This window comes from Psychrobacter sp. MF31 (assembly GCF_012847335.1).
In the GTDB taxonomy this organism is placed as follows: Bacteria; Pseudomonadota; Gammaproteobacteria; order Pseudomonadales; family Moraxellaceae; genus Psychrobacter.
Window position 1 is genome coordinate 80545 of sequence record NZ_JABBDX010000001.1, and the last position, 25826, is coordinate 106370.

The 25826-nt window shown below is 40.5% G+C and carries 22 protein-coding genes; 14 read left to right on the forward strand and 8 right to left on the reverse strand.

Annotation, left to right across the window (positions count from 1 at the left end; translation table 11 throughout):
* Nucleotides 1-40 precede the first annotated feature (40 nt).
* The 7 genes from moaB (at nt 41) to modB (ending at nt 4397) form a co-directional block, all read left to right on the forward strand.
* Nucleotides 41-568, forward strand: a complete 528-nt coding sequence (moaB, locus tag HF322_RS00315) for a molybdenum cofactor biosynthesis protein B (RefSeq protein WP_169391409.1) — start codon at nt 41-43, stop codon at nt 566-568.
* Between the two features lie 42 nt (nt 569-610).
* Nucleotides 611-1297, forward strand: coding sequence for a molybdenum cofactor guanylyltransferase (locus HF322_RS00320; RefSeq protein WP_169391410.1), 687 nt, complete (start codon nt 611-613; stop codon nt 1295-1297).
* 16 nt (nt 1298-1313) lie between these two features.
* Entirely contained in the window at nt 1314-1826 is a 513-nt protein-coding gene (gene moaC, locus HF322_RS00325; protein ID WP_169391411.1) for a cyclic pyranopterin monophosphate synthase MoaC, read from the forward strand.
* 29 nt (nt 1827-1855) lie between these two features.
* On the forward strand, nt 1856-2116 hold the full coding sequence (locus HF322_RS00330) for a MoaD/ThiS family protein (RefSeq protein ID WP_169391412.1): 261 nt from the start codon (nt 1856-1858) through the stop codon (nt 2114-2116).
* A gap of 18 nt (nt 2117-2134) precedes the next feature.
* On the forward strand, nt 2135-2638 hold the full coding sequence (locus tag HF322_RS00335) for a molybdenum cofactor biosynthesis protein MoaE (protein WP_169391413.1): 504 nt from the start codon (nt 2135-2137) through the stop codon (nt 2636-2638).
* Between the two features lie 91 nt (nt 2639-2729).
* Complete coding sequence (modA, locus tag HF322_RS00340) at nt 2730-3653, forward strand: molybdate ABC transporter substrate-binding protein (RefSeq protein WP_223193108.1); 924 nt, start codon at nt 2730-2732, stop codon at nt 3651-3653.
* A gap of 45 nt (nt 3654-3698) precedes the next feature.
* Entirely contained in the window at nt 3699-4397 is a 699-nt protein-coding gene (modB, locus tag HF322_RS00345) for a molybdate ABC transporter permease subunit (RefSeq protein WP_169391934.1), read from the forward strand.
* A gap of 69 nt (nt 4398-4466) precedes the next feature.
* Here modB and HF322_RS00350 read toward each other — a convergent pair whose 3' ends face one another.
* Complete coding sequence (locus HF322_RS00350; protein WP_169391414.1) at nt 4467-5000, reverse strand: DUF2058 domain-containing protein; 534 nt, start codon at nt 4998-5000, stop codon at nt 4467-4469.
* A gap of 331 nt (nt 5001-5331) precedes the next feature.
* On the opposite strand from HF322_RS00350, the gene HF322_RS00355 reads away from it, so the two are divergent.
* Nucleotides 5332-6735 (forward strand): aspartate ammonia-lyase, encoded by a 1404-nt coding sequence (locus HF322_RS00355; RefSeq protein WP_308811475.1) that lies wholly within the window; start codon nt 5332-5334, stop codon nt 6733-6735.
* 44 nt (nt 6736-6779) lie between these two features.
* Here the strand turns inward: HF322_RS00355 and HF322_RS00360 are convergent, their stop codons facing one another.
* The 6 genes from HF322_RS00360 to otsB all read right to left on the reverse strand — a co-directional run bounded on the left by HF322_RS00360 (nt 6780) and on the right by otsB (nt 12706).
* Nucleotides 6780-7448 (reverse strand): glycosyltransferase family 2 protein, encoded by a 669-nt coding sequence (locus HF322_RS00360; protein ID WP_169391416.1) that lies wholly within the window; start codon nt 7446-7448, stop codon nt 6780-6782.
* 50 nt (nt 7449-7498) lie between these two features.
* Nucleotides 7499-8269: a class I SAM-dependent DNA methyltransferase gene (locus HF322_RS00365; RefSeq protein ID WP_375138512.1), complete on the reverse strand. Its 771-nt coding sequence runs from the start codon at nt 8267-8269 to the stop codon at nt 7499-7501.
* Nucleotides 8253-9107 carry a PIG-L deacetylase family protein gene (locus HF322_RS00370; RefSeq protein WP_169391417.1) on the reverse strand — a complete coding sequence of 285 codons (855 nt, stop codon included), beginning with the start codon at nt 9105-9107 and terminating at the stop codon, nt 8253-8255. The genes HF322_RS00365 and HF322_RS00370 overlap by 17 nt, the downstream gene beginning before the upstream one ends.
* The gene (locus HF322_RS00375; protein WP_223193109.1) at nt 9095-10171 is read right to left on the reverse strand and encodes an acyl-CoA dehydrogenase family protein; all 1077 of its coding nucleotides are present in this window, start codon (nt 10169-10171) and stop codon (nt 9095-9097) included. Before HF322_RS00375 ends, HF322_RS00370 begins: the two co-directional genes overlap by 13 nt.
* Nucleotides 10172-10283: 112 nt before the next feature.
* On the reverse strand, nt 10284-11786 hold the full coding sequence (locus HF322_RS00380) for a trehalose-6-phosphate synthase (RefSeq protein WP_169391418.1): 1503 nt from the start codon (nt 11784-11786) through the stop codon (nt 10284-10286).
* Nucleotides 11783-12706, reverse strand: coding sequence for a trehalose-phosphatase (gene otsB / locus HF322_RS00385; protein ID WP_169391419.1), 924 nt, complete (start codon nt 12704-12706; stop codon nt 11783-11785). Before otsB ends, HF322_RS00380 begins: the two co-directional genes overlap by 4 nt.
* A gap of 549 nt (nt 12707-13255) precedes the next feature.
* Between otsB and HF322_RS00390 the strand changes: the two genes are divergently transcribed.
* From HF322_RS00390 to HF322_RS00415, 6 genes are all read left to right on the forward strand, one after another.
* Nucleotides 13256-13807: a hypothetical protein gene (locus HF322_RS00390; protein WP_169391420.1), complete on the forward strand. Its 552-nt coding sequence runs from the start codon at nt 13256-13258 to the stop codon at nt 13805-13807.
* Complete coding sequence (locus HF322_RS00395; RefSeq protein ID WP_169391421.1) at nt 13791-16016, forward strand: hypothetical protein; 2226 nt, start codon at nt 13791-13793, stop codon at nt 16014-16016. Before HF322_RS00390 ends, HF322_RS00395 begins: the two co-directional genes overlap by 17 nt.
* Nucleotides 16013-17344, forward strand: coding sequence for a hypothetical protein (locus tag HF322_RS00400; RefSeq protein WP_169391422.1), 1332 nt, complete (start codon nt 16013-16015; stop codon nt 17342-17344). The genes HF322_RS00395 and HF322_RS00400 overlap by 4 nt, the downstream gene beginning before the upstream one ends.
* Nucleotides 17345-17765: 421 nt before the next feature.
* Nucleotides 17766-18299: a hypothetical protein gene (locus tag HF322_RS00405; protein ID WP_169391423.1), complete on the forward strand. Its 534-nt coding sequence runs from the start codon at nt 17766-17768 to the stop codon at nt 18297-18299.
* A gap of 3 nt (nt 18300-18302) precedes the next feature.
* Nucleotides 18303-20618: a hypothetical protein gene (locus HF322_RS00410; RefSeq protein ID WP_169391424.1), complete on the forward strand. Its 2316-nt coding sequence runs from the start codon at nt 18303-18305 to the stop codon at nt 20616-20618.
* Nucleotides 20572-23766 carry a tyrosine-type recombinase/integrase gene (locus tag HF322_RS00415; protein WP_169391425.1) on the forward strand — a complete coding sequence of 1065 codons (3195 nt, stop codon included), beginning with the start codon at nt 20572-20574 and terminating at the stop codon, nt 23764-23766. Before HF322_RS00410 ends, HF322_RS00415 begins: the two co-directional genes overlap by 47 nt.
* Before the next feature lie 308 nt (nt 23767-24074).
* Here HF322_RS00415 and HF322_RS00420 read toward each other — a convergent pair whose 3' ends face one another.
* Complete coding sequence (locus HF322_RS00420) at nt 24075-25655, reverse strand: hypothetical protein (protein ID WP_169391426.1); 1581 nt, start codon at nt 25653-25655, stop codon at nt 24075-24077.
* Between the last annotated feature and the right edge of the window lie 171 nt (nt 25656-25826).

The following is a 25826-nucleotide window of genomic DNA, read 5'->3' on the forward strand; positions in this document are numbered from 1 at the left end:
AATATATTAAAAATCTAACCCTATTAAAAAAGGATGATTCATGAGTAAGCCGCAAGCGCCATTTTTACCACTTAATATTGCCGTACTTTGTGTTTCCGACAGCCGAAGCATCAATGAGGACACCTCAGGAAAATATCTTGCTGACAGTTTAACTGAAGCAGGTCACAACCTTGCCGATCGTAAAGTTATCAGCGATGATGTTTATCAAATCCGCGCTGTGATTAGCGCTTGGATTGCCGATAACAATATCCACGCTATCATCACCACTGGCGGCACTGGATTTTATAAGCGCGACAGTATACCTGAAGCGGTTGGCGTGTTATTTGACAAATCAGTTGATGGTTTTGGCGAGATGTTTCGCTTGATTTCTAAAGATGATATCGGCATGTCTACGATTCAGTCGCGAGCCATCGCGGGAATGGCAAACAACACCGGCATTTTTTGCTTGCCGGGGTCATCGGGTGCTTGCCGAACCGGTTGGGAGGGCATTTTAAAAGAGCAGCTGGATAACCGAACTCGACCTTGCAACTTTGTGGCGCATTTTTTAGGTGAAAATCCCAATCATTAACCCTTAATTTTTGGGCTAATAGTTTTTGGCTAATAGTTAAAGATGACTAAAGATTTTAATAACGATTTAATGCCTGACGCCATTGTGATTTTAGCAGGCGGTCAATCAAGGCGGATGGGATCAGCAAAGGCTTTATTATCATTGCCAACTGGTCAGCGCCTACTTGATTATCATGTTAATGCTGCAGAAATTTTTGATTGTCCAATTTTGATTGCGGATAATGATCAAGGATTTTTTGCTAAATTGCAAAGTCATGATGGCGCAAAAATAACGCAAATTAGTGATTACCAGCCAAAAGGCGCTCAAGACCAAAATCAGGGCGGGGCGCTAGTAGCAATTTTAGGGGCAATGCAAGCGCTTCAATCATTACCGCCAGAAGCTTGGCTGCTTGTCATTAGCTGTGACAGCTTAATTTCAGCACCGATGCTTTGGCAAAAACTGCATGGCAAAGTTGTTTTGGTAAATAAAACAAAGCAAGCTGATATAGTTTGCTTAAATGGTCATAAAATTTTACCGTTATTAGGCGCTTATCGTTTAAGCTTGGCAAGTGAGTTACAAGCTTATCTTGATCGCGGCGAGCGCCGAGTGATGCCGTTTATTACGCCAAAAGTTAATCTGGTTGATAGCCCCCATTATTGGCAAGCTTTGGCAAATTTTAATACAACAACAGACTTTAAAAACGCTTGCCAAGCTTTTTATCATTTAAAGCTTTTGTCAGCTAGACAGTAGAGAGTTCTAAAAATTTATGACCTACCAATCAAATAAAAACGCCAATCAATTGTCACACTTAACGGCGTCCGGCGACATTCAAATGGTTGATGTCAGCGGCAAATCAGCGACGACGCGCGAGGCGACCGCCCAAGGTCAAGTTCGTTTTTTACCCGAGATTTACGCACAAATCAAAGCTGCTGATGGCATGACCAAAAAAGGCAGCATTACCCAAACCGCGCACATTGCAGGGATTATGGCAGCGAAAAAAACTGCTGATTTTATCCCGCTTTGTCATCCGTTGCCGCTGGATAAAATCGGTTTAAGCTTTGAGTTTGATGATAAAAATTACGCTATTAAGGTTACCGCAACCGTTAAAGTCACTCACAAAACTGGCGTTGAAATGGAAGCCTTAACCGCAGTAAGTATGGCTTGCTTGACCATTTACGACATGACCAAAGCGCTATCGCATGATATTGTGATTGAGGGTATTCAATTGCTGCAAAAAACGGGCGGCAAATCGGATTATAGCGCTCAGCCTGACGGTTGATGCAACCATTTTAGCTACAGGAGCCAGTTATGAGCGTCGAATCGACGATTGAAATCAACGTTCTATATTTTGCTAACCTTGCCGATGAATCAGGCTGCGATGAAGAGTCGCTTGCTATTGCTAACAAGATGTCGCTAAGCCAACTTTATGATCATTTACAGCAAAAGCATAGCCTAAGCATGCCACAATCTGAGCTTCGTGTGGCAATCAATGACTATTTTGTCTCTTGGGATGAGCCGATCAAAGCGGGTGACAACGTGGTATTTATCAGCCCCGTTGCTGGCGGCTAAAGGATTAGGATAACTTTCATGGACAATCATTTTGAGAAAAGTGTTCATCAAGGCGCGATGCAAATTAAGCGCAGTGTTGATGACGCCTACCATCTTGCGATCCAAGATGGCTTTGCGCTTCTTGATGTCGCTATCGATGAGCCGCGATTGCGCAAAGCACTCATTGATGATCGCAGTGGGGCGGTGGTTAGCTTTGATGGTCGCGTCCGCAATCATAATAATGACAGTCAAGTTCAGCGGTTAACGTATTACGGTTATGAAGCGTTGGCGATTAATCAAGGTCGATTGATTATTGACAAAGCCAAAGCGCAATTTGGCATTGTAAACGCCGTTGCCATGCACCGAATTGGCGCGCTTGAGATCGGCGATATGGCGATTTGGGTTGGTGTTTCAGCGGCGCATAGGGACGCCGCCTTTGACGCTTGCCGCTGGATTTTGGATACGATTAAAGCGGACATTCCAATTTGGAAGCAAGAGTATTATCCCGATGAGCCGTCAAAATGGCTGAGTAATAATGGTTAATTAAAAGTTAAATTATCAGCAAAACTTTGATTATCATAAACTTTTTTGTTTAATAACAAATTTTAATAATAAAAATTTAAGGACAGTAAAAATGACGCCAGCTGATTATGAACCGTTAGCCGCTAAGCCATCAAAATTATTGTTGCTAAGCTTAAGCGCTGTGGCTATCATTGCCATGAGTGGTTGCAATAACAGTGAAGCGCCAAGTGACTCAGCTGCCACTAAAACTAAGCAAGAATCGACTCAGACTGCCTTACAAGAGTCAAATCAAGACTTAGCGACTCAAGATACTCAAGCGACTAAAGGCAATGAAATTCGCATTGCCGCCGCCGCAAACTTATCAGATGTGCTGCCCAAAATTATTGACAGTTATAAAGCGGATAACCAAATCCCAAATCAAAATATTGACATCACTTTTGCGTCTTCAGGAAAGCTGGTTGCTCAAATTGAAGCCGGCGCACCTTATGATATCTTTTTATCGGCTGACCAAGATTTTCCGGCAAAGCTTGCAGGCGGTATGCTCAAAGACAAAAGTCAACCATTTACCTACACTCAAGGTCAGCTGACGCTTTATAGCACCAAGCACGCCTTAACGGACTTTACGCCTGAATCATTAAAAAAACTGGTGACCGAAGACAGCGGCAACAAATTCACCATTGCCAATCCCGAGCTTGCCCCGTATGGCGCATCGGCAAAAATGTATCTGACCGATCAACAAGCCTACGACAATTTGATTGCCAAAAAACAGCTGATCCAAGCTGAAAATATTGGTCAAGCCTTTCAATACGCGCATACTGGCATCGTCGATTATGGCTTTGTGGCGTTATCACAAGTCAAAGCTGTGGATGCCCCTACGGATAAGTATTATGTTTTAGATCAAAGCGCTTATCCGGCGATTTTGCAAGATGGCATCGTGGTTAAAAACAGCAAAGTGGCAACGGACTTTACCAACTATTTACGTAGCAAAAAAGGTCAAGATCACTTTGCTCAATCAGGCTATTTACCTTTGAAATAAGTTTGGCAAGCTGAGTTATCCGCAAACAAGGCGAGAGCAGTTATGATGATCGGGCAGTTTATCGCCGCTGAAATGCTTGCTCCGATTTGGGTAAGCATCAAGCTTGCTGCTATTACCACAATTTGTCTGCTTATTTTTGCCACCCCGCTTGCTTATTGGCTTGCCAAGCCAAGCAGCACCATGATCGTCAAGCGCATCAAAGTGCTGTTAATGGGCGTGATTGCCATGCCGTTAGTGCTACCGCCGACGGTGATTGGCTTTTATTTACTGCTGCTATTTAGCCCAAACTACGGCATCGGTAATTGGCTTGACAGTCATCATTTAAGCGCGCTGATTTTTACCTTTGAAGGCTTAGTGATTGGCTCAATCGTTTATTCGTTGCCATTTTATATTCAGCCGGTTTACGCTCAGTGCGCGCGCCTGCCAAAGAGTATGCTAGAAGCCGCGCATTTGCTTGAGCCAAGCCGGTGGCGCTGCTTTTGGCAAGTGATTTTACCGCAAGTGAAAATCGGCATTGTGCTTGGCAGTTTGATTAGCTTTGCGCATACCATTGGTGAGTTTGGTGTGGTTTTAATGATTGGCGGCAGCATTCCGCACGAAACCAAAGTCGTTTCCATTGCCATTTATGAGCAGGTCGAAGCGCTTAACTATGATGCCGCTCATACCATGTCACTGGTTTTGATTATCATGGGGATGGCACTCGTCGCGCTGATTGCAAGCGTTGGCAAAAAAGGCGTTCGTTGAGCGCCTTTTTTATTGTTTAAATAAAATTATTGCCTTGAGTTTAAATCGCTGAGTTAACCGCGACCTACATTACCACATCAAGTCATCTGGGATGACGTACGCCGCATAAGGATCGTCCTCATCCACCTCATCGTTGGCTTTGTCGTTAGAAACCACGATAAAACCTGCCATTTTTTCATTGATGCGTTCCGCTAGCGGATAGGGCAGTAGCGCGTAGCTGTCGTCCAAGCGCGCAATCACCACGTGACCGGCTACGATTTGATCAAAAAGCTTTTGCGTGGTGTGGATCTTTTTGATCTTGCTGTCATCAACAAATTGATAGCTGACATCGCCTGCCGTGTCTGCAATTTGGTACTGCTTAATCATTTGTTTGATGTTGGCAGCAAGGGTTTTTTGCTCAAGCTGCTGCTGCTTTTCTTGGTTCAGCTGTTGGTCCTTTTCAACTTTTTCAGCTTGGGCAGCCGCCAGCGCTTTTTTTGCTTCAAGAGCAGCGTCATCGCCCGTGCGTTTGGCGTGAGCGGATTGTTTATTAAGCTGCTTTGCTTTTTTGCTGTCCACCAATCCGGCTTTGAGTAATTGAGCTTGAAGGGCATTTTTAGCCATAGTCTTTCCTAAAAATTGGGGGTTAAGAGTGTTAAAATTTAAGCAAAGGGTCAAATCGATAAGGCTATGGTAGCAAATTTTGCTTTCAGATGGCATTGCTTCTTAAAGTTAACCTGTGAACCATTAATCAAGCGATTTTGAAATTGACCTAAATTTGTTGCCTTTTTTAGGGTTTAGCGGCGGTTTTGTTCGGCAAAAGTGTTATGATAATTTAACGCTTCATGATAATTAGGAATAATTTATGACGGTTGCCTCCCCTACAAAAGCTTTTAAAGTCGAAAAAACAAAAAATAAGCCTTTACTAAATGACCATGCCGAAACCTTAGTTGCCATCGATGACAAAGCATCATTTCGCGTTGAGTCGGATTTGCTCGGTGAACAAAACGTTCCGGCAGCAGCGCTTTATGGCATTCAAACTCAGCGCGCTCACCAAAATTTTCATATTACAGGCGTTCCGATCAGTCATTTTCCAGAATTGGTGATGGCGCTTGCGATGGTAAAGTTAGCAGCAGCAAAAGCCAATCACCGCCATAAATTGCTGAGCGATGATAAAGCGCGAGTGATTATTGAGGCGTGCCAAGAGCTAATTTTGGGCAATTATCATGACCAGTTTATTGTCGATTTGATTCAAGGCGGGGCGGGGACGTCGACCAATATGAACGCCAATGAGGTGATTGCCAATATTGGTCTTGCAAAATTGGGTTTTGAATTTGGGCAATATCAGCATTTGCATCCGAATAATGATGTCAATCGCTCGCAATCGACCAATGACGTTTACCCAAGTGCGGCGCGATTGGCGATTGTTTTTGCGGCAAGACCGTTAAAAGAGGCGGTAGATAAGCTGCAACATAGCTTAGCGATTAAAGCGCAAGAGTTTGCTGACGTGCTTAAAATGGGGCGAACGCAAATGCAAGATGCCGTGCCGATGACCCTTGGTCAAGAGTTTCGAGCGTTTGCTAGCGATTTGGGCGGGGAGACGGCGCAAATTGAGCACTCTTGCAAGCAGCTTTGTGAGGTAAATCTAGGTGGAACGGCGATCGGTACGGGAATCAATGCGCCAAGCGGCTATGCGCGATTGGTGGTGAGCGAGCTTGCTTTGGTGAGCGGTTTGCCCATTAAGCTTGCTGAGGATTTGATTGCCGCAAGCTCAGATATGGGCGCATTTGTAAAGTTTTCAGGGACGCTGCGCCGCCTTGCAATTAAGCTGTCAAAGTTAAGTAACGATTTGCGCTTGTTATCGAGTGGTCCAAGAACGGGGCTTGGCGAGATTAACCTGCCCGCCGTTCAACCCGGATCCTCCATCATGCCCGGAAAAGTCAATCCAGTAATTCCAGAGGCGGTCAATCAAACGGCATTTCAGGTGATGGGAACGGACATGAGCATCACTATGGCAGCCGAAGCCGGTCAGCTTCAGCTGAATGCGATGGAGCCGCTTATCATTTATAACCTACTAAATAATACCCGAATGCTCGAAAAAGCGATCCGAATGTTAGATACACTTTGTATTCAAGGCATTACTGCCAATAAAGATCACTGCGCGTTGCATGTTAAAAATAGCATTGGCATTGTCACCGCGCTTGTGCCGCATATCGGCTATGAAAATGCCACGCGGATTGCAGAGGTGGCGCTGGCAAGTGGGGTGAGCGTTGCTGATTTGGTTCGCCAAGAAGACTTATTGACGGAAGATGAGCTTAATAATATTTTGTCACTTAGGAATATGATTCATAATTTGTAATCAAAAAAAGCGCTTAGCAAAGTTACAAGCTAGGGGCTTTTTTATTATGAATTGCTCTTTTCCAAATTCGCCAAAAACGCCGCAAAACCTTCGGCGGCTCGCGCTTCTAACCGGCTGCTTGTGGTGACGCGAACGCGGTTGCTCCACGTAATATCAAAATTTTGATTTTCAAATTTTTTAACCAAATTGACATCTTCATGGCAAGGCATCGGCTCAAAGCCGCCAACAGTAAGGTAAGCTTTACTGCTAAAGCTTAAGTTTGCGCCATGAATGTGGCGATGCCCCATTTTATCTTGGTAATGCGCCAGATAGTCATCGCGCGTTTTTGAGGTTAAATGTGACCAATCAGCGACACTGACCACACCGCAAATCATATCAGTCGGTTGTTGCAACTGGTTAACTTGCTCAGCCAACCAATCTTTGCTCACTGTCGAGTCCGCATCGGTACAGCAAAGCCAAGTTACGCCATTTTTGATAGCATGACGAAGCCCAAAATCGCGAGCGCGACCAACGCAGCGATAATCGCAAGATAAGTAATCGACGCCCAAAGCTTTCACAATATCTTGCGTGTCATCGGTACAGTTATCAAGAACCACAAGCGGATAAGCGTCAACACCTTGCGGCAATTGCGCAATGGCAGTTTGAACGGCTGCTAAACAATCCGCGATCGTCTTCGCTTCGTTATGCGCTGGAATGACAATGCCGATTTTCATATTTTCATAGTCACCTTTATGTTCTTTATACTATTTATACCAAATACCATTTAAACCAAGTTTTCTTGCTCAGCGACTGAAATCTGCGTATTTTGCCAAACGTCCAATAAAAAGTCGCGGTCAACAAGGCAGCTTTGGTGGGTAAATATTGCTTTCGCCGCTTTTTGGCTTCGCTCATTAACAGGCAAGTTAAAAGCATTTTGCAAGCGCTCATGAACCTTTTCGCCTGTCATATCAAAGCCATCAATCGCGTAGCGCCAGTGACAGCATAGCAGCGTCCCGCCTGATACCAAGTGCTTTTGCACCCAGTTAATGACGATATCAATATCAGCGGCAGATAGATAATATAAAATCTCGCTAATAACAATTAAATCAAAAGTTGATTGATGCGCCTTATTTGTTGAAGCGCCATGTTGAGATTTTGGTAAATCTGACAATACTTTTGGAATAATGCCTTGAATCACTTGAACATAGGACGCCTTTACCAAGCGCTGTTTTGCTAAGTGCACGGCGTGGCGGTTACCATCGATACAGACCAAGCTTTGACAGCGATCGGCAAGCAGCTCACTAAACACACCATTGCCGCAGCCAAGCTCAATGGCGCGCTTGTATTGACTTTGCGGCAGTAGCGATAGACAAATATCGCGCTTTCTTTTTTCATACCAACGGGTTTGGTAGTGCCACGGGTCTTTATTACCTTCATAAAGCGCATCAAAGTAGGACTCTGAATACTCAGAGGCGTGGTCATTTTTTATGGTTTCCGCCGCGTTTAATCGGTTGGTAAGGTTCATGGGCGTGATGGCATCAATCGCGTGAGTCATGTAAATAAACCTCCCAACGTTGGCTGATTCTGGCAATAGTTTTTTCAGATAATATCGGTGGATTTCCAGTGCTTTGATCGGTGGTAATTTGACTGGTAAAACAAGAAATGGCGGCTGATTTATGCTGTAATTCATCGGCGGTTAAGTCAAGTCTGAGCGCGTTTTGCCAAGGGATTCGGGGGTCATTGGGTTGTGCCCAATGCCATGCCCAAATCAGCACTTGATAGCAGTGCAGGTGATGGGCTTTGGCAAAGTTTGCCACCACTTGACCTGTGGCTTCGTGGTCGGGGTGACCATCATGGACAAATGGCGTCACTAAAATATCATCAGAGTGAATTAAATCAGTCAGCTGATCAATAAACTTTACTTTTTGAGAAAATACGTCACCATCGGTTAAATCAAGATGAACCGTTGTCACTTGCTGCGCTATTTTCAAAGCTTTAAGAGCAGCAACGCTTTCTTGCGGTCGGATGATGCCAAGCTTATTTGGCGGATAAATGCTAGAGTCTGGATGGCTTTGAGTTCCGCGCGTCACATAAACGATCAGGATGGGATTGCCATTGGCAGTAAGCTGTTGCAGCAGTCCACCGCAGCCCAAAATTTCATCGTCAGGATGCGGGGCAAAAATACAAACGCGCTTGTTCGGTGCAAAGTGTTTTGTGACGTCTAATCGTGACAAATTATGCAGACCTCGCCAATTTTGCCAGTCCTCGCTGCTTGTACCTTCGCCTTCAATAATACGATCGCCAACGATCGGATGAAGCGTGATTTCAGCCGTGTTTTTTTGCTTTCCATTATCTAAATCAAGGTCGACTTTTGATGGTGTTACAGTTGCCATAAGCGCTCCTGATCTTGTTTTGAACTCAGCTCTTTTTGCAGCTTAGCGGTCAATTCACCGATGTTTTGCCAATCAAACGCGCCGTGGCTTTGACGGATAAATACGCTCAAATCGGCTGATAACCTTGCAAAATGTGCTTGCGTACAAAATGGCGCCGCACCCAACGCTTGCCCAACGGTGTCTAAAACTTGCCGCGCGACTTGTTCAGTATTTGCTCGCAGTTGCCGAATGCTAAGCTCATGATTGCTATCCGGTTTTGTATCAATTAAATTAGCAACATAATAAAAATACTGCTGATTGGTTGACAATGCAGTAGCAAGTTGACCTAAATACATCGCTTTATAATCGTGGGGCTTTTTTTGATAAGCGGTGATTAAATAATCCGCTAATGACGTTGCCGCTCCAAACCAACAAGCGGCAACGCCTGCTGCCCCATACCAAAATCCTACGCGGTCTAAATATGCATTTGCTGTACCGACAAGGCGCGCAGCAACACCATCAAACTGGATGGTTGCGGTATCGGTCGCTTGCATTCCGACCGCTTGCCAAGGGCTATTGTCAATAGCAATCCCAGATTGCGCCATATTGACCATAACCAGTTGTGATTTCCCTGCTGCATCGCGATAAGTCAGCAGCCCAAAATCAACGAGATTTGCCCCTGAGCACCACGCTTTATTGCCAAAAATCTTACCATTGTCAAAGCGAATCGGATCAGAATGACCTTCAGCAGCCCAAACTGCCCACAAGCCTTGAGCTTTAACATCATCCACTTCATGCAAAATGCTCAAAGCATCTAAGTGCGACTCAAACCACTTAGCAATCGTTAAATCAAGCCCTGCCACAAACGCCAAAATTTGCCAACGTAATAACGTTTTTGAGCCGCTATTGACCATACCGCTTGCAGGATGAGGAATGCGATCACTAAAGCCGATCAATGTATTTAATACCGAATGCCGTAATTCATCAGTCATCAAGACATTTTTGGCATCTTTCTCGGTAGTGATTTCAGCAACCGCTGCTCTAATTTCGCTGAGTAAATGATGTTTGGTCGCGCTTTGCCGCATATTGACTTCCTATTTTTTAAATTTATTGTTTTTAAATTTATTGTTATTTTTATAATTTTCTAATTGATCTAGTCATAATTAAGTAGTCGCAAAACTTTTAAGCTTCTTCAGTTTAGCTATTTTTTAAATATAAATCGGCTAAAAATCGTTGCTGCCACTGCTGCAAGTCCTCTTCTTTTAAACCTTGTAGCAATGTTTGGTGGCGCGCTTTGCGCTCGGCTTGCGGCATCGTTAGCGCCAAATTTAAGCCATCCATCACGCTTTGAGGCTGGTGTGGGTCGATCAGGACGGCTGCCTGCATTTGCTCAGCGGCGCCCGCATATTTTGACAATACTAAAACCCCAGGATTTTCACTATCTTGAGCCGCAATATATTCTTTGGCAACTAAGTTCATGCCATCTTTAAGCGAATTTACCCAGCAAACATCGCTTTGCCAAAACGCCGCCATAAGATCCGTGCGGTTTAGTACTTTTTCGCTATACGTAATGGGCTTCCATTGATGGAAACGCTCATCACGACTCACATTGTTTAAGGCAAATTCTTGATTGACCTGAGCAACGGCTTGGTTAACGTTTTTATAAAGCCGTTGATAAATCAGCAAATCTAAACGGCTTGGGCAAGCAATTTGAAACAAGTCAAGCTGCTGCTGATATTCTGGATAACGTTGCAAAAACTTTTGATACGCTGAAAAACGCTCTAGCAGCCCTTTAGAATAATCGATCCGATCAACGGCAATAATTTGCTGAGCCTTAGCTTTTGTAGCGTTTGTTGTTGGCAGATTATGGTCGGTTTTAGCGTTAAATCGTGGTAAATCTTGAACTTCTTGCTGAATTTTTGCGACATTGATGCCGATAGGGTAAGCATCAATTGCTAAATGGTGGCAAGTATCATAATTCAGGTTAAGGGTTAAGCTGCCTTGATCTTGATTGTCGCTAACAAGCTGATCGGCTAAATAGTGGCGCATGACAGTTAGGCAGTTGGCTTTATCGCGCTGCGACTGGACACCCAAAACATCATAATAGGCAAGGTGCGCAATCAGATCAGGGCTTTGTTTAAGTTGTTGCCAATAGGGCAAAGCAGCAAACGGCACATGCAAAAAAAAGCCAATTCGGTTTTTGATACCAAGCTTACGGCAGTGATATGCCACGCTTAAAAAATGATAATCATGAACCCAAATCACATCATCAGGCTGAATAATTCGTTTTAACTGCTCAGCAAATAGTCGGTTTACCTCCTGATATCCAGCGTCATCCATCGGGTTTTGAGAGATTAACTCTGGATTTTCATGCAACAACGACCAAAGCACATTATTCGCAAAGCCGCAGTAAAAATGCTGATATTGCTTGGCAGTTAGCGCGGTGGTGACGTAGCTAAGATCGGCTTTGATATTGGTAAAATTAGCGCTCGTTGATGCTGAATGGGAGATTTGGCGAAACTGATTGGTCGGACAACTGCTCAAGCTCGCCCCATCGCTATGGATCACTTCACCATCCCAGCCCATCCAAATTGCAGGCTGCTCAATCAAAACATCGCTTAATGCTACTGCAAGACCACCTGCCATTGGCTGATTGTCAGGAAGCTTGACGCGATTGGATAAGACGATTAATCGGCTCATATGTCATGCCTCCTTGTTTTATTGTTAAAATCAGACGTTGACGTGATTAAAGTATTGGGAGGGTTGATAGGGCGTTGGCAAAAGCTTAAAAAGCTTTCAAGAAAACTTGTTACCTCAGCAATATCGCGCAAATGGTAGCGAGCAAAGGTCGGATCATCACCAACTTTTATTCCCAAGCCATTTATCGCATCTGAGCGTTTTTTTATAGTGCCATTTTCGGTCAGCTCTTCACCTTGAACCGCCAAAAATCCTACCTCATCGGTGACGTCATCGCCTATAAAGATAGGGCAAATATTATCGCAGTCGGGTAGGGTATCAAATAGCGCTAAAATCGCCCCGCCTTTATTAACGCCTTTTGGCACCAACTCCCAAACATACTTTCCTGATTTTAACTCCCAATTTGGATAATCTTTTACTAGATCTTCCATGATGCCAAAAGCAGTATCCGCTAAGAGAGGATGTTCCCGAAAATGCAAAGCCACGGAGAAAGGCTTATTTTCTATTCTTAACTCAGGATAAGGCAAACAACATTGAGAAATGCTATTTTTGATCGCTGTCAGCTCCGCAATATCAATGAAAATGGAAGTTAATTTGCTATTGCCGCTGTTATCAATAGCAATCTCTAAACCATGAGTTGCTGCAATTGGCAATTGTAATGAAGACAGCATTTTTTTCGCTTCAATCAGACTGCGACCTGTCACCGCAGCGATCATCACGCCTTGCTGCTGAATTTTTTGCAAAAGGGTAAGGGTTGCTTTAGGAATAAAGCTTTGTTTTGGATCAAGAGTAAATTCAGCAAGCGTCCCATCTATATCTAAAAATAAACAATAGTTTTGATTGGTAGGTAAATAGGTCGCAATTTGGCTTGGCTGAAGCTGAATTGCTTTTGTTTTGACGGGCGTATTATTGGCAGCAGTCACACTTTTCCCTTTTTAATAAAAAATGGTCTTTTGAGCTAATTTAATTAAATATGAGATAAGTGAGCTGCTAAAAAGCAGTAAGCAAGAGCAGACAAACTTAGATTTTAGTCTGCCATGGTTTAAGGGATGCAACGATAGCAAGAATGCTTCATTTAGCAGCAGTTGTGTAACATTGGAATTTTTAAAAGAAAAGTATAGCCGTAAGCTTTAGGAATTCATTGGAGAAAATTTGCTAGCTAATTTATGAGTAATGACCGTAATTTTAAAATAATAAGACAAAAAAAAGCCCCACTTTAAAGTGAGGCTTTTTTAAAATTTGGAGCGGGATACCCCGACCTTGGCAAGGACGTAAACCAAAGTTATATTAAATTTATATAAGCTATAAGCCTTTATATTAAAGACTTGTAGCTTTTTTTATTCTAAATATTTTAATAAAAAATTAAGTCAATTTAAGGTACTAATATATTTATGGTCACTATAAAATTATGGTAGGATGACACCAACCAAAAATTTATCTATACCTCCTCTATCGATAATAAGAGATTGATCATGGTGAAGCGTACTAAAAAAGTAGTGAGGCGAAGCGTCAAAAGCGTTGCCATAAAAAACAATTTAGTAGTGCACGCATGTGCCAACAAACCTTATCAGATATTCTGCGAATTGTTCGATGCTGAGATTAATGGGTTTTCTACAGATAGGACACTATTATTAGAAGTCGTTGAAATAGACAAGCATTATTATTTTTTTGAGGATTTTAGAGAAGTTGGTTTGCTACTGAACGGCACTGAAATGTCTATTAGAAGAGTGGATTTTTCGAATGCAGAAATCGAGCGCCGCGCCTGGTCTTGCCTTATGAGTGAGTTTATAAAGTTAGATCCTATCAACCCAAAAATTTTTGAGGCTATAAAAAGCAGTATGCCTGCTCAGGTGCAACAAGCGCTATTTAATAAGTCCCTGACTATAGAGCGCATTTTGGAAATTAAAGGTCTCAAGCGTCATCACTACGACTATCAAGCCAGTCTATATCGTAATCAGCAGCCCAATAAAATACCATCTTTCTCTGAACTCATTGCTGAGGTACGCCATGTCGATAGTAGATGATGTGAAAAAGCTAATACCAGACTCTGATGATACCTATACGGAGGATCTTAGAAACTTCTTTTTGACTATAGCCAGTCTGGTGACAGATGATTTTATGGACATTGTAATTGAAACTAGGCATCTAGAGGTTTTAACCGCTGTACAGCTGCGACAAATATATGATTCCTATAATGGCAAATTGACTAAGCCTGGATATCCAACTCGAGCATTTATTGCTAGTACCTATCATCTACCAAATCTTGATACTACCAATCCAAATAAAGAATGGATTTGGGTCGCAAAATTATGCCATTTACTTGTCTATTTTGGTCAAAATAATTTATCAAGACGTATTATTGAAACTACCGCTGAAGCTCGGAGGTGGATAGATTCAAAAAATATTAACCATGAGATTTGGCAGCACTGTTTAATGCTGCAGGCTGATACGCTAAAGACCACGTATAAAAAATTTAAGAGTTATCGAGATGAGCTTGAGGATAAAAATGACATTAAGTTCAATGCATTTAGCAGAATATATCGCACTATTGATTTTGCATTTAATGAAAAAGATAGTATAACGCGCGCTTCCACTGGTAGGAAAAATGGCAAGCAGAGAAAAATTAATGAACCAAGGACAGAACATGTAACGCAAACGGATATAGATGATGATACTGATGAGTTGGTATCAGTTACAAATTTTGAGAAATCAAAAAATGATAACGACATCAATCGTGAGCGATTAGATAATCCAATCCCTGATTTTACTTATATTGAGCAGACAACGCTAAAAGAGACTGAGAAATTCTCAACAAATCAGATTTATCGAAGAACGCAAGCAAAATTTGCGCATGCAAATAAAAACGAGCGGTTCGTCAGTGGTAATATTCGGCAACTGCCACTAACAACTATTCAGAATATAATATCTAGATTATGGCAGTGGTTTGATGAATGTGATAGCGATAGAGAGAAAAAACGAGCGATAGCCTATTTGCTGCTGTCATTATATACAGGTCATTCAGTCGCTAGACTCGCTGAAGATATAAATAACAATAAAAAAGAAATCATTGATATCAGTGCTCGTAAAAAAAAGTACGAATTTATTATTGATTTAGATATCACACCGCTGCGTATCAGAACAGCGGGAATAGAGTCCGTTATTGCTAACCGATTAACACAGTTCAAGGTGCCGCTACCTGATTCATTAGGCGCTTTTTTAACTTATAAAGGGCATCCTACTTCGTTAAACATTAATGAAATTATTGCTGATTTACGAGCAGTTTTAGAGCTGCCAATTATCAGTTTGGGTAGGATTGAAAAGTCGCTCTACACAATTTTAATTCATGAAGTCAGTAGCAGTCAATTTGCCACTATCATTACCTCACGAAACAGTAAAAAAAGAGCGGATATTTGGTATTGCTCACATAATATTGAGAAGATAGCAGACGTTTATCATAATGCAATTAAAATCCTTACAGCTCGTTGTCATAACAAGCTTATTGCCGTTGACTACTTATCTTCGGTTGAGCTTAGTAGTAACGCTTTAGGCAGTCAAAACAGCCCTGATTATCCTATAGCCAGCTTATTTATGAATCATCTTTATAATAAGGTAATGACTACTGAAAATTATATTGAAAAATTCAACTTTTATAATCTGTGGCTGTGGCATGTGTCCCTTTTATTAACCTCAATAAGAGCAGTAGAAGGTGCGCCTGGTTATCTCAACCAAATGAATTTTGAGGCAGGTATCGCTTGGATTTCTGATAAAGAGGAGCGGGCGACAGGTAACAGTCAGCGCCTAGTGCCTATCTGCTCATTTTTGGCAGAAGCAGTTCAAAGCTTTTTAAAGTACTTAGCAAGTTTTGCTAAACGTTATGGACGCATAAATCCTAATCTTAGTGTTGAAGTTGATAAAATTTTGGCATCTGAGCGGCCATTGTTAAATTTTTTAGATGAAAAAGGCGACCTTAAGTCTTTGCGACCAGCTACCATTATTCAAGAACTGAGTGAGAATTTTCGTTTTAAGCCAGACTGGACACGTCATGTCGGACAACGGTTTTTACATGAATATGGGCTAGATGAAGCAATCATTTTAGCGATATTTGGTCATGAAATGATGGGGCAAGAAGCGTGGCGAAAAAACTCAGCTCTATCTATGGGGCACATATTATCTGCTAAACATGTTTATCAAGAAATGGTAGTGAAGCTAGAATTACAGCAGGTAGTTTTATGAAAAAGATAAGACCAGCGTCCCTACATGGTCGCTTAAGACGCTCAAAAGAAGCGCAAGATCGGCGCAAGCAAGCCTTACAACATACCGAAGAGCTATGTCAGAACGCTTGGGATACATTTCTTCAGACGAACCAATCTGCAGAGTTGATAACGGATGAGCAAATTTACGATTTATACGAATCACTGTATAAAGAGATCGAAAAAAATGTATCAGCGCATTTATTACCCTTTGCACTCTTTGAGCGAATGCGTTTTTTTAATAACATTAATGAAGATCGTAAAGCAAAATGCTTGCCTTTATTGCCAAAACCTATCATTGCTGTACGACCACAGCGTCCTAAAAATATCAACGATTTTGATAAGTTCTTATATTTATCCGAAGCACAAAACATTGTCACACAAGCGCTTGATAGGTGGCAGCAAAAAACCACCTTTTCGTTGCTTGACTGCATCAGCTGGTTTTTGTTCTCACTTATCAGTTTTGCAGGCTATAACGATGAAAAGATACTCAAAGAAATTTATAACTCTCTAAAAGATGGTAAACCAATCTATCAGATGTTTGGTGATATGCTTGTCATACCGATCAAGTTACTGTCATCTGACTATGGCAATGAGATTGTTACCATAGAGGATGAAGTAGGCGAAGTTTATCAGACCCGTCTCATTATTATTGACGATATCAGCCGGTTATGGCTATTTAAACTACAACACCAACTTCAGATACAAAATGAGTTTCCTAAATACCATCAAGTAATAAAAAGGCTAGGGGAGTTTACTACAGAGAATTTCACGGTTAAATCTATTCATAAATCAAGCTACTTACAATACATTGCAATCTACTGGCAAACCTTGCCAGAGACTTATTTGGATGTTCAACTGGTTCAAGTGCTAACAAATCAGCAAAAGCAAACCTCAATATCAACAGCACAATGGCTTAGGTATTTTCAAGGTATAAAAATACCCACGACTGTGCTGTCTGATGATCACGTTAGTAAATTAATGATTGAACCTAGCATCAGTGACAGTACTGAGAACTTACGTGACGTAATTAAGGTCGAACGATTTAGGTCTGATGCAGTCAAAGAAATACGCACCATTCTCAATGGTGATAAAAAACAAATTCAATATAAGCTAGAAAAACTTTTGACCCAAAACTTATACCTTAATCAAGAGCGGCTAGTTAGATGGATGCTTGATCTGTTTATTAGCAATAATAAAATTAGTACCTTAAAGCGGTATTTGTCTGAGATTGGTAATGGTTTTATTGCAGGGACGCGTACTGCTGACTTGTCACAATGGTCAAACCCCGATATCGATCAAGCCACCTAAGAAGTTCTAAATATCAGCAGCTCTTTCTAGCCCTTATCTAGTATGGGTTAGATGAGGTTTTCATCATTAAAGTTATTTTGGTTTTGCATTTGTCGATGTGACTTTTGATAATCTGAACCCCTAAAAATCCCTGATACCGCTACCTAAGAATAAATACAGCGAGATTAAAATAAGCTGCTAAACGGGTTTGACTGTGATTATTAATATGATATTGAGCTCTGTATCTTACCGTCTTTAAGTTAAGTATTGAATTACCCCTTTTTAAAGGGCTTTTTTTATTTAGTTCTAGTCCTGTTTTTAATAAAAAATTATGGGGAATAAAGCTGTTTTTAGCTGATCTATCCCTTGATTTATGCAACGTTATAACGTAATATTTTAAATGTAATATTAAAGATAAGTTATTAAAATGAAAAGAAAAAATTTGAAAGCAACACAAAAAATTATTGTGCTAACTACTAAAAATTTAGCAGTTCATCCGCAAGCTAGAAAGGCATTTTTAGTTTGGCAGCAGTTTCGACCCGCTTTGGATCAAGCAAATCTTTGTGGTCTTGATGAGTACTATGGCAAGCCAATCCGGCTTTGTGCTTTAAACGACCGTTATTTGTTTTTTAATGATTTTGCTTTGGTTGATGAGATTTTAAAAGGTGATCAAAATGGTCGTCGGCTTTGTTTGGTGATTCCAGAAAGTTTGTCTGATATTCAGCGGTTGGCATGGTGTGAAGTGATTTATTTGTCAAGATTATCTGTTCACCACCCGAGCCTATTTAAAGCATTGCAGCAGGCACCTCGGCAGATGATTTGTGAGCTTATGGGAATCAACAGCTTAACCGTTGCTGGTTACTGCAAGTTTGCTGGAATCAGTCAAAACGCTTTTGAGTATCAGCAGTGCAAAATGGCTCGTGACCTGCCAATGCTAGGATTACCAAAAAATATGAATTGGATGGGTGACAATTAAGCTATGAGCGGCTATGAACTAATTATTGATTTAGCAGACAATCAAATCTGGGATAAATTGGTTCCAACCAAATCTCCGTATGCTGATCAGATACGCCGTCTTGTGATGCAAATTATTAATCTGGTGTCAGACGATGATATCGAGATTATAAATAGCCCTGCTTTGGCTAAAACAGCTGATTTTAATGAGATCGATGGTTTAGGCGTTATTGAAGAGATTGTCCGGCTCGGCAAAACGGGCGCTTGGGCAGCCACTTATATGATGATGTCGTTTTATCATGAGTATGGCGAAATTGACAGCAACAGCCCGGCTTGGCGATTTATGAGTGGCTATTTAAAGGTCATGTTTTTAATCACTGCTCGGCATGATAAGCATTTTGCCAAAATAGATAAGCTTGGTGTTCGAATTCGTATGGGACTTAAGCCTCATGATCCGCAGCGTGAACTTATTAATAAGCTTATCGAGATTCATGAAAGCCGTCATAATTTGTCGTCATGTTTGACTGATATCAGGTTATATGAAGTACAAATGAGAGAAGGGGAAGCTTCAGGAAAAAAGGCAAACAACAACCTTGCCAGTAAAATTGGTCAAATCAGACTGGCCTATGAAGTGGTCATTAAAAATAAAGCGTTTGTCAGTAAAGATTATGGCGTGCGTGATGATAAGCCGTCAGTCAATGTTATCAAATCTGTAGAAATAATAGATGAGGTGCCTTTTGAAACCTTAGTATTTCAAAATAATGGCACGCCACCTTCAAACAATGTCGCTTTAGCTGAAAACACTGCCGATGATCAGCCTATTCCGCTGCTTGATAACCAATTTAAACCAAGCAAGGTCATTGCCAAATCCTCTGAGCTTCAGCAGTGGCAACTTAAGAATAACTATCAACATGCCAGGCGCAATCAGTTTTATTTTCCAACCAATCATCGTCAGCTGAGTATCACAGGCTACCAGAGGCTATTTGCCACGCTTTGGCAGCGTTTTATTGATTTGATTGAAAACAAGCAGGACAAGGAAGCCTATGCTGTTTTATTACTGACCATGCTAAGCGGTCTAGGCATAGATAATGTGACTGCAGATTGGCAGCGCGATCGCAGTCAGCGGCAGTACTTTGTTTATGATAGCAAAAGTAAAGTGACAAGCATTGCCATCACTATCAATGTGACTGTTAATCGGCGCAGCCATTTACTGTCGCAACGGCAAAGCTATGGCAGCACCTTTCATCGAGCATTGCCAAAAGCTTTGCAAAGCATGCTTGAGAATAAAACTGCCGTTTCGCTTGATCATGTTAAATCGGTAATAGCCAGCATTAAAAATGAGCTGAATATACCAGCGCTCAGTCGCCAGCATATTGACTCAGCACTGTTTGTTATCATTAAAAATGGTCTAAACCGACCACTTCATGCCGATGCTCTAACAGGGGTTGATGTTCGTCACAGCTCAGCGCTGTATTACACCAGCCATAAAGTAATGGATTTAGAGCAAACCTATCAAACAGTGGTAAAGCTTCTAACCCTTTACTGCGGTGCTAATCAACAAGAGCGCTTGATAAATGAGTGCAACAAGGCCATGAATGGTCAAAAAAAGCGCATTGGCAGTGATATGACTTTAAAAGTTCATATTTGCCAAAACTTTTTTAACCAGCTGGCAATGAGTGCCAAAAGCTTTAATAACAAGCTAAACGCCTCTATTGATCGCTACATTGAGCAGTTTAACAGCTATACCATCTGGCTTTGGCATATCATCATGATCCAAACCGGAATCCGACCGGTCAATCACGCTCCAGGATTTCTGAATCAGTTTGATTTTAATCGGCGGCTTTTTTGGGTGTCAGATAAGGAAATACGAAGCAATCAAGCGGATGGTAGATTAATTCCAATGAGCGGCTTTTTAATAACGGCGATAAAAAACTATCTTAATTATATCAATCAGTTTGCTGCTATCTATAATCCACTGTTCCCTAATACCGCCTATCCTATTGATCATATCCTAAATTCAAAGCAGCCACTGCTACAGCTTTACCAAAAAAACCCGCAAGGGTTTGTAGGAATTACGCCAGGGCGAGTTCGCTATCAGCTGCAAGGTTTTTTTAGTCATCAGGACAATTGGCTGCGCCATCAGCTCAGATCCATGCTCACAGGCCGCGTGTCAGACCAGTTGATTTGCGCGCTTTATGGTCACGAACATCCTGATCAAGAATTTATGCATCCGATGTCATCAAACTTTATCAATCAACTGCATACGCTAAGCCTGCATTTAGAGGCTATCGCTGATGAGCTTTATCTACAACAAATTGAGGTTTGGCCTTATGGAAAATAGCGCTCATGGACTGCGGCAAGCAAATAAAGAGAGTGCCAAAAAAAGAATTAAACACGACGCTCAAGTATTGATTCAAAACTATCTTGATGAGTATCCTATGGCGATGCCGGGTGACTTGCAAAATCACTATGAGTCAATGAATAAGCTGCTTGAGAGTAAGTTTGATACGGCGCAAAGCTTTCAGCTTGCTCGGCGCGGGTTGTTAGAGTTTGTTCGTGATTATAACAAGCTTCATCAACTCAATCTTGATGAACCTGTGGTTCCTATTCTGGCAACCCGTGATCGCTTAACCATAGGCTATGACTGGTTTACCCATGGCCGCGTTGTGGCAGACAGTAGCACGGTAATGATCGATATTTGGCAGCGAAAAAAGCGGTTCTCAGCTAATGATCTGGTTGAGGGGCTGATTTATAGCAGCATCATGTTTGGCGGTATTAATGACATTCAGGTGCTAACAGCGTTGTATGATTGGTTATTTGGTGATCGTGTTATTTACAAAATTGATTTGCCGATCGCTGACACTGACCAAACAACTAATTCAAAGAGTATAGCAGTAATACCGCTTAGCGTTTTTGATAATAACTATGGCTGCGCGATTGATGACAGTGAAGGTCTGATTCAATTTGTTGATTATGTTCCAGATGATCTGAGCCTATGCTTTTTATTGGCGCTAAAGGGTAGTGATTTAGGTAAAGCTAACATTAAGCCCTTAAATACGCTGATCAATGATCTTTCAAAAAAGCTTAAACTTACCAATAAAGACATTAATCGACCAAAAGAATCAATGCTCATTAAATGGTCTAATTATCACTGGCGCCAGCTAGAGGGCAACCGGATTGATGGTGCGCTTGCCATGGTAAAACAGGGCGACATTAAAACCACGGGTCTGCCTACCAAAAAACTCATCATTTATAATAAAGAGCCCATCAATTTAAACCCTATGCCTTTGTTATGGTCAGAGCTGTTTGATGCCAGTTATCAATCCTCTAAAAAGTTAAGCCCTCAAAAAAATACCATAGCCTATCCGGCATTTAGTAAAAATATCATTAAAGAGGTTCAAGAGGCGCTCAAACTGTCTAGAAATGAAGCAATTGCTCAACTGGAGATAATCCAAAAAGATAACAGCCAACCCAATGCTCAGCGCTTGCTAAGTTGGGCGTTGGCATTACTTGATGACACAAAAATTCGGCTTAATACCATCAGCAAGTACATGGGCTGTATTGGTCGCGACTGGCTGATGCTGACCATAGATGAGGATCTTGATCAGTGGGAGGGCAGTGACTTTGAGGAAATTTACGAGCAAATCATTCAAAGCAAAGTCGAAGATAACCGAAAAAAATCTATTCTGACGAAATCATCTGAATGGGATGAGAAATCTGATGATTTAGGGGATGAAGATGACAGTGATCAGATTTCTCAAAACCAATCAAAGCCGCAAGACTCTGCGTTTGATCGGCTAAAAGACACCCAAAAATTTACCTATGGCCGATTAAAAGCATTTCACGATCATCAGCAAACTCGTTTCGATGCACCGTATGTTTATTTCCCGTGGGGGAATAATCGGCAAGTGGTGAAAGCTGATATGATATCGCATCGTGTGTACCGAGCAATGAAAACCTATATCCAGTCATCAAGTTTAAAGACCGACCAAAAACAGTTATGCCTTGTGATATTGGCTTTGGCTTATCGAACCGGAATGCGAATTAATGAAATCATTGGCATCAGACTTAATGATGTTGCTGATATAGGCCGCGTTAATGGCCATTTGATTGAACGTCCAAAAATTATTCTTAGCCCTAATCGTTACCGTAGGCTTAAAAGCCATAGCGCTAAGCGGGTAATACCAATAGATAGCCTATTGAAAGCGGATGAGATGCAGCAGTTTATGGCGCATTATCATCAGCAGCACAGGCTAAAACGGCGCTATTTATTCTCGCTTGGTTCAGGCGATCAGCCATTAGCGCCCACATTCTTTAGCAATTTAATGAAAATTATTTGGGATCGGCTGCTGGTTACGCATGATTTTACCTTTCATAGTTTTAGGCATACGGCAATCAGTCAGTTGGCATTGGTGTTGAGTCATTCACCACTGGCTCAGGTGATGACAGATTATGATACAGATCACAGCGCAAATATCGTCAGCGCCGTTCTTGCCAACAATAAAGATCAGGGCGTTTGGTTTGGTCTTGCAAGCCTTGCAGGTCATCTGACGCCGGATACGACGTTTGAGCATTATATTCATACGGCTCATCTGCTAGCAGGTTGGCAAATGAGTACGGCTCAGCTGACCCTGCCTTTAATTGTGCTTGATATGCTAACGGGCATTGATGATCAAACCGCAAATAGGCAAGAGAGCAGGGCGTATGATGCCAATACTAAACAGATTCACCTTGATAAAATAAAGAACTATTTGGTTGGAAAGGTGGCGGGCAAAGAGTCTTTATTTGTCGATAATAGATCACCAGCTAATACAGATCATGAGCACAACGCAGTAGATGTTCAGCCGTCTATATTTATTCATTCTAAAGTTTATGATGCTATTACCATGTTAGAGGAGCTACAAAATAGTAGCGTTGATAGAAGATCAGAGCGGTTAGTAGAGGTTGCAATTCGGCATGGTATTGCTATTAATGAGGCGAGACAACTTTATGATAATGCCTGCCGGCTTTGCCTCGATAACGATAGATTACTGTTAACTAAACCTACTGGACGCGAAAATCAAGAGGTTTTAGTGAAAGCCATTGATCGGGTTTATCAGATGTCTATTGATGATCCTGAAGAGCTGAAAACGTTTGCAAGCATATTCTCAGAAAGGCACAATATGACCTCCTCATTTATTAGCTTTGGAAAAAGACGCAAGCACCTTGAAATGCTTCAACAATTTATGAGCATAGGCTGTCAGATTGTAGATCCTATCCATTGGGAGATTAGGAGCCACAGTGAACAATCAGTTCGGCAAGTTAAGAAAGACTTAGGATTGAACAGCTTAATACGCGTCGGTACTCATAACAGCAGCCATGCTTATGATGTAAAAATAATCCAGAAAAAAAATAGAAAATCCGATAAAAACTGGGCGAAGGACGAGAAATACCTGTCGTCGTCAGGATTGCTGAAATATTTAGGATATTTATTACTAATTTTGATTTGATAAGTTTTATTTCTCAAACACTTTTAATCACTATAATCATAAATTTTTATTGACATATAGTAAAAAATAATTTCTATCCTAAAATATATTGAAGTACGGGATGAGTTTAGGTCATTCGAGCTTTCCTATGTTTTGTATTTACGAATAAGGGCCACAAAACTTTTCACAGACTATTATAAATAATCTTATTATAGCGAGACCATCCCGAATTCTGTGTAAATGCTTATTTAATTTAGCATAGCAGCCAGCAGTTACACAAAGTTTGGGAAAGGCTCCTAAATCGCAGTTACACAGAATTTAGGATAGTCTCAACTATTTTTATTAAGAAGGTATTTATCAATATTAATAATGTATCTTTCTATACTTTTTAAAAGATTTTTGATGTGCTTTTGTTCCTGTTCAGCTTCATTCTTTTTATCAGATATTGAAATATGTTTTTCATTTAGCTCCTCAAAATATTCCCTTTCCTCTTCTGAAATGTCTTTTTGGAATTTATAATTTTTTAGTCCTTTATCATTCCATATATAGGCTAACTCTTTGTAAAATGAGTTAATTACACTATCGTAATCTACAAGTTGCTTTTGATGTAATGGAATAGTTTCAACTAGCATAGGCAAAATCCTATTGTTCAAATCTATTATTTTTGAAATATATATTTTTGTATCTATAAACACTTGGAGCTTGCTAATATGTCCTATTAAATCTAACGCCCCTGTAATAATAGATCCTTTTACATGCATCAACTTTATCTTTTTTATATAGTTGTTAGGTAAATCTCTTATAGTGAAATTATAATTAAAATCTCTATACCTATTATTAGCTTCGATATCAGTAAGCTCGAAAACTTTTTCTAATTCTTCAACTAAATGGTCTAATGCCTTAATAATATATGTATCTACAAAAAACTTTTCACTTTTCTTCGAAATATTACATGCTGTTATTAAGTCATTAAAAGCATTTTCCCAATAAGATTGATATATTTCAGTAACGTTATATTGCTTATTTGTTCTTTTATTAGTTTTTTTGGTTATTCTTTGATATTTTTCAGTATACTTCTCCATATTGGATACACTAGCGTATTTATAGTTTACCCATTCTATAAAAGGGAAGATCTGTATGCCTTTATATATTAAAAGAAGATAAAAGTAACTTGAATTTCCATAGCCGAAATTCGTCTTAAACTCTATAGACAAATTCTGATCTACATTTTGTCTTGGCTTTGACCATCCATAGTACCTATGAGAGAAAGTTATAATATTAGGATTTTCAAGCATCATAAGTTGCCGCGCTTTTAAATATCTATATGCATGAATCCAAAGGCAAATATACTTAGTTATCTCTGCTTTTAATTCTCTGAGGCTTACATCATACCGCTCTTTCAAACTATCTACTAATTTTGGATCTTTTAAATCTTCTAAAGAATTACTATAGACTAAATCAAGAGTTTTTTTCAAATCTAATATACTTTCTATTTTTTCTCCTATATTTATTTTTATATTAGGAATATATTTATCGGACAAATAAATGCAATAATTAAAATAATCATTATTAATCTCTTTAGATAAAGAGTTAGACAATTTGACAATTTCAGTATTATTTATATACCTAATAAACTTAATTAAATCCAAGTCTTCTTTAGAATAATAAAATTCAGTTGTATTATCAAATATTTCAGAATATATATTTTCTATAGGGAAGTATAATTTCTCATATTCACAGTATTCAGCTTTATTCATGAATAATATATGATTAACGTTAATTCCTTTAGCGTAAAAAATATATTCTTCGGAAATATCTGCTATTCTCTTAGCCCTGGTATTTTGTTCGTTTTTTAACAAATATGGCATTAATCTCTTTACTTTTTCTATTTCTTCATAACTGTAATACATATTAATCTCTACATCAAATTTTATATAAATCAGCTAATAGTCTAGTAAACTATACCCCAAAAGAACCGCTAAATCCGCCTCAAAAATAGGCATTAGAACTATATAAATCAGACTGCTATAATGAGCCTTTCCCAAACTATGTGTAACTACTTATTATTCGCTAACTGGAAA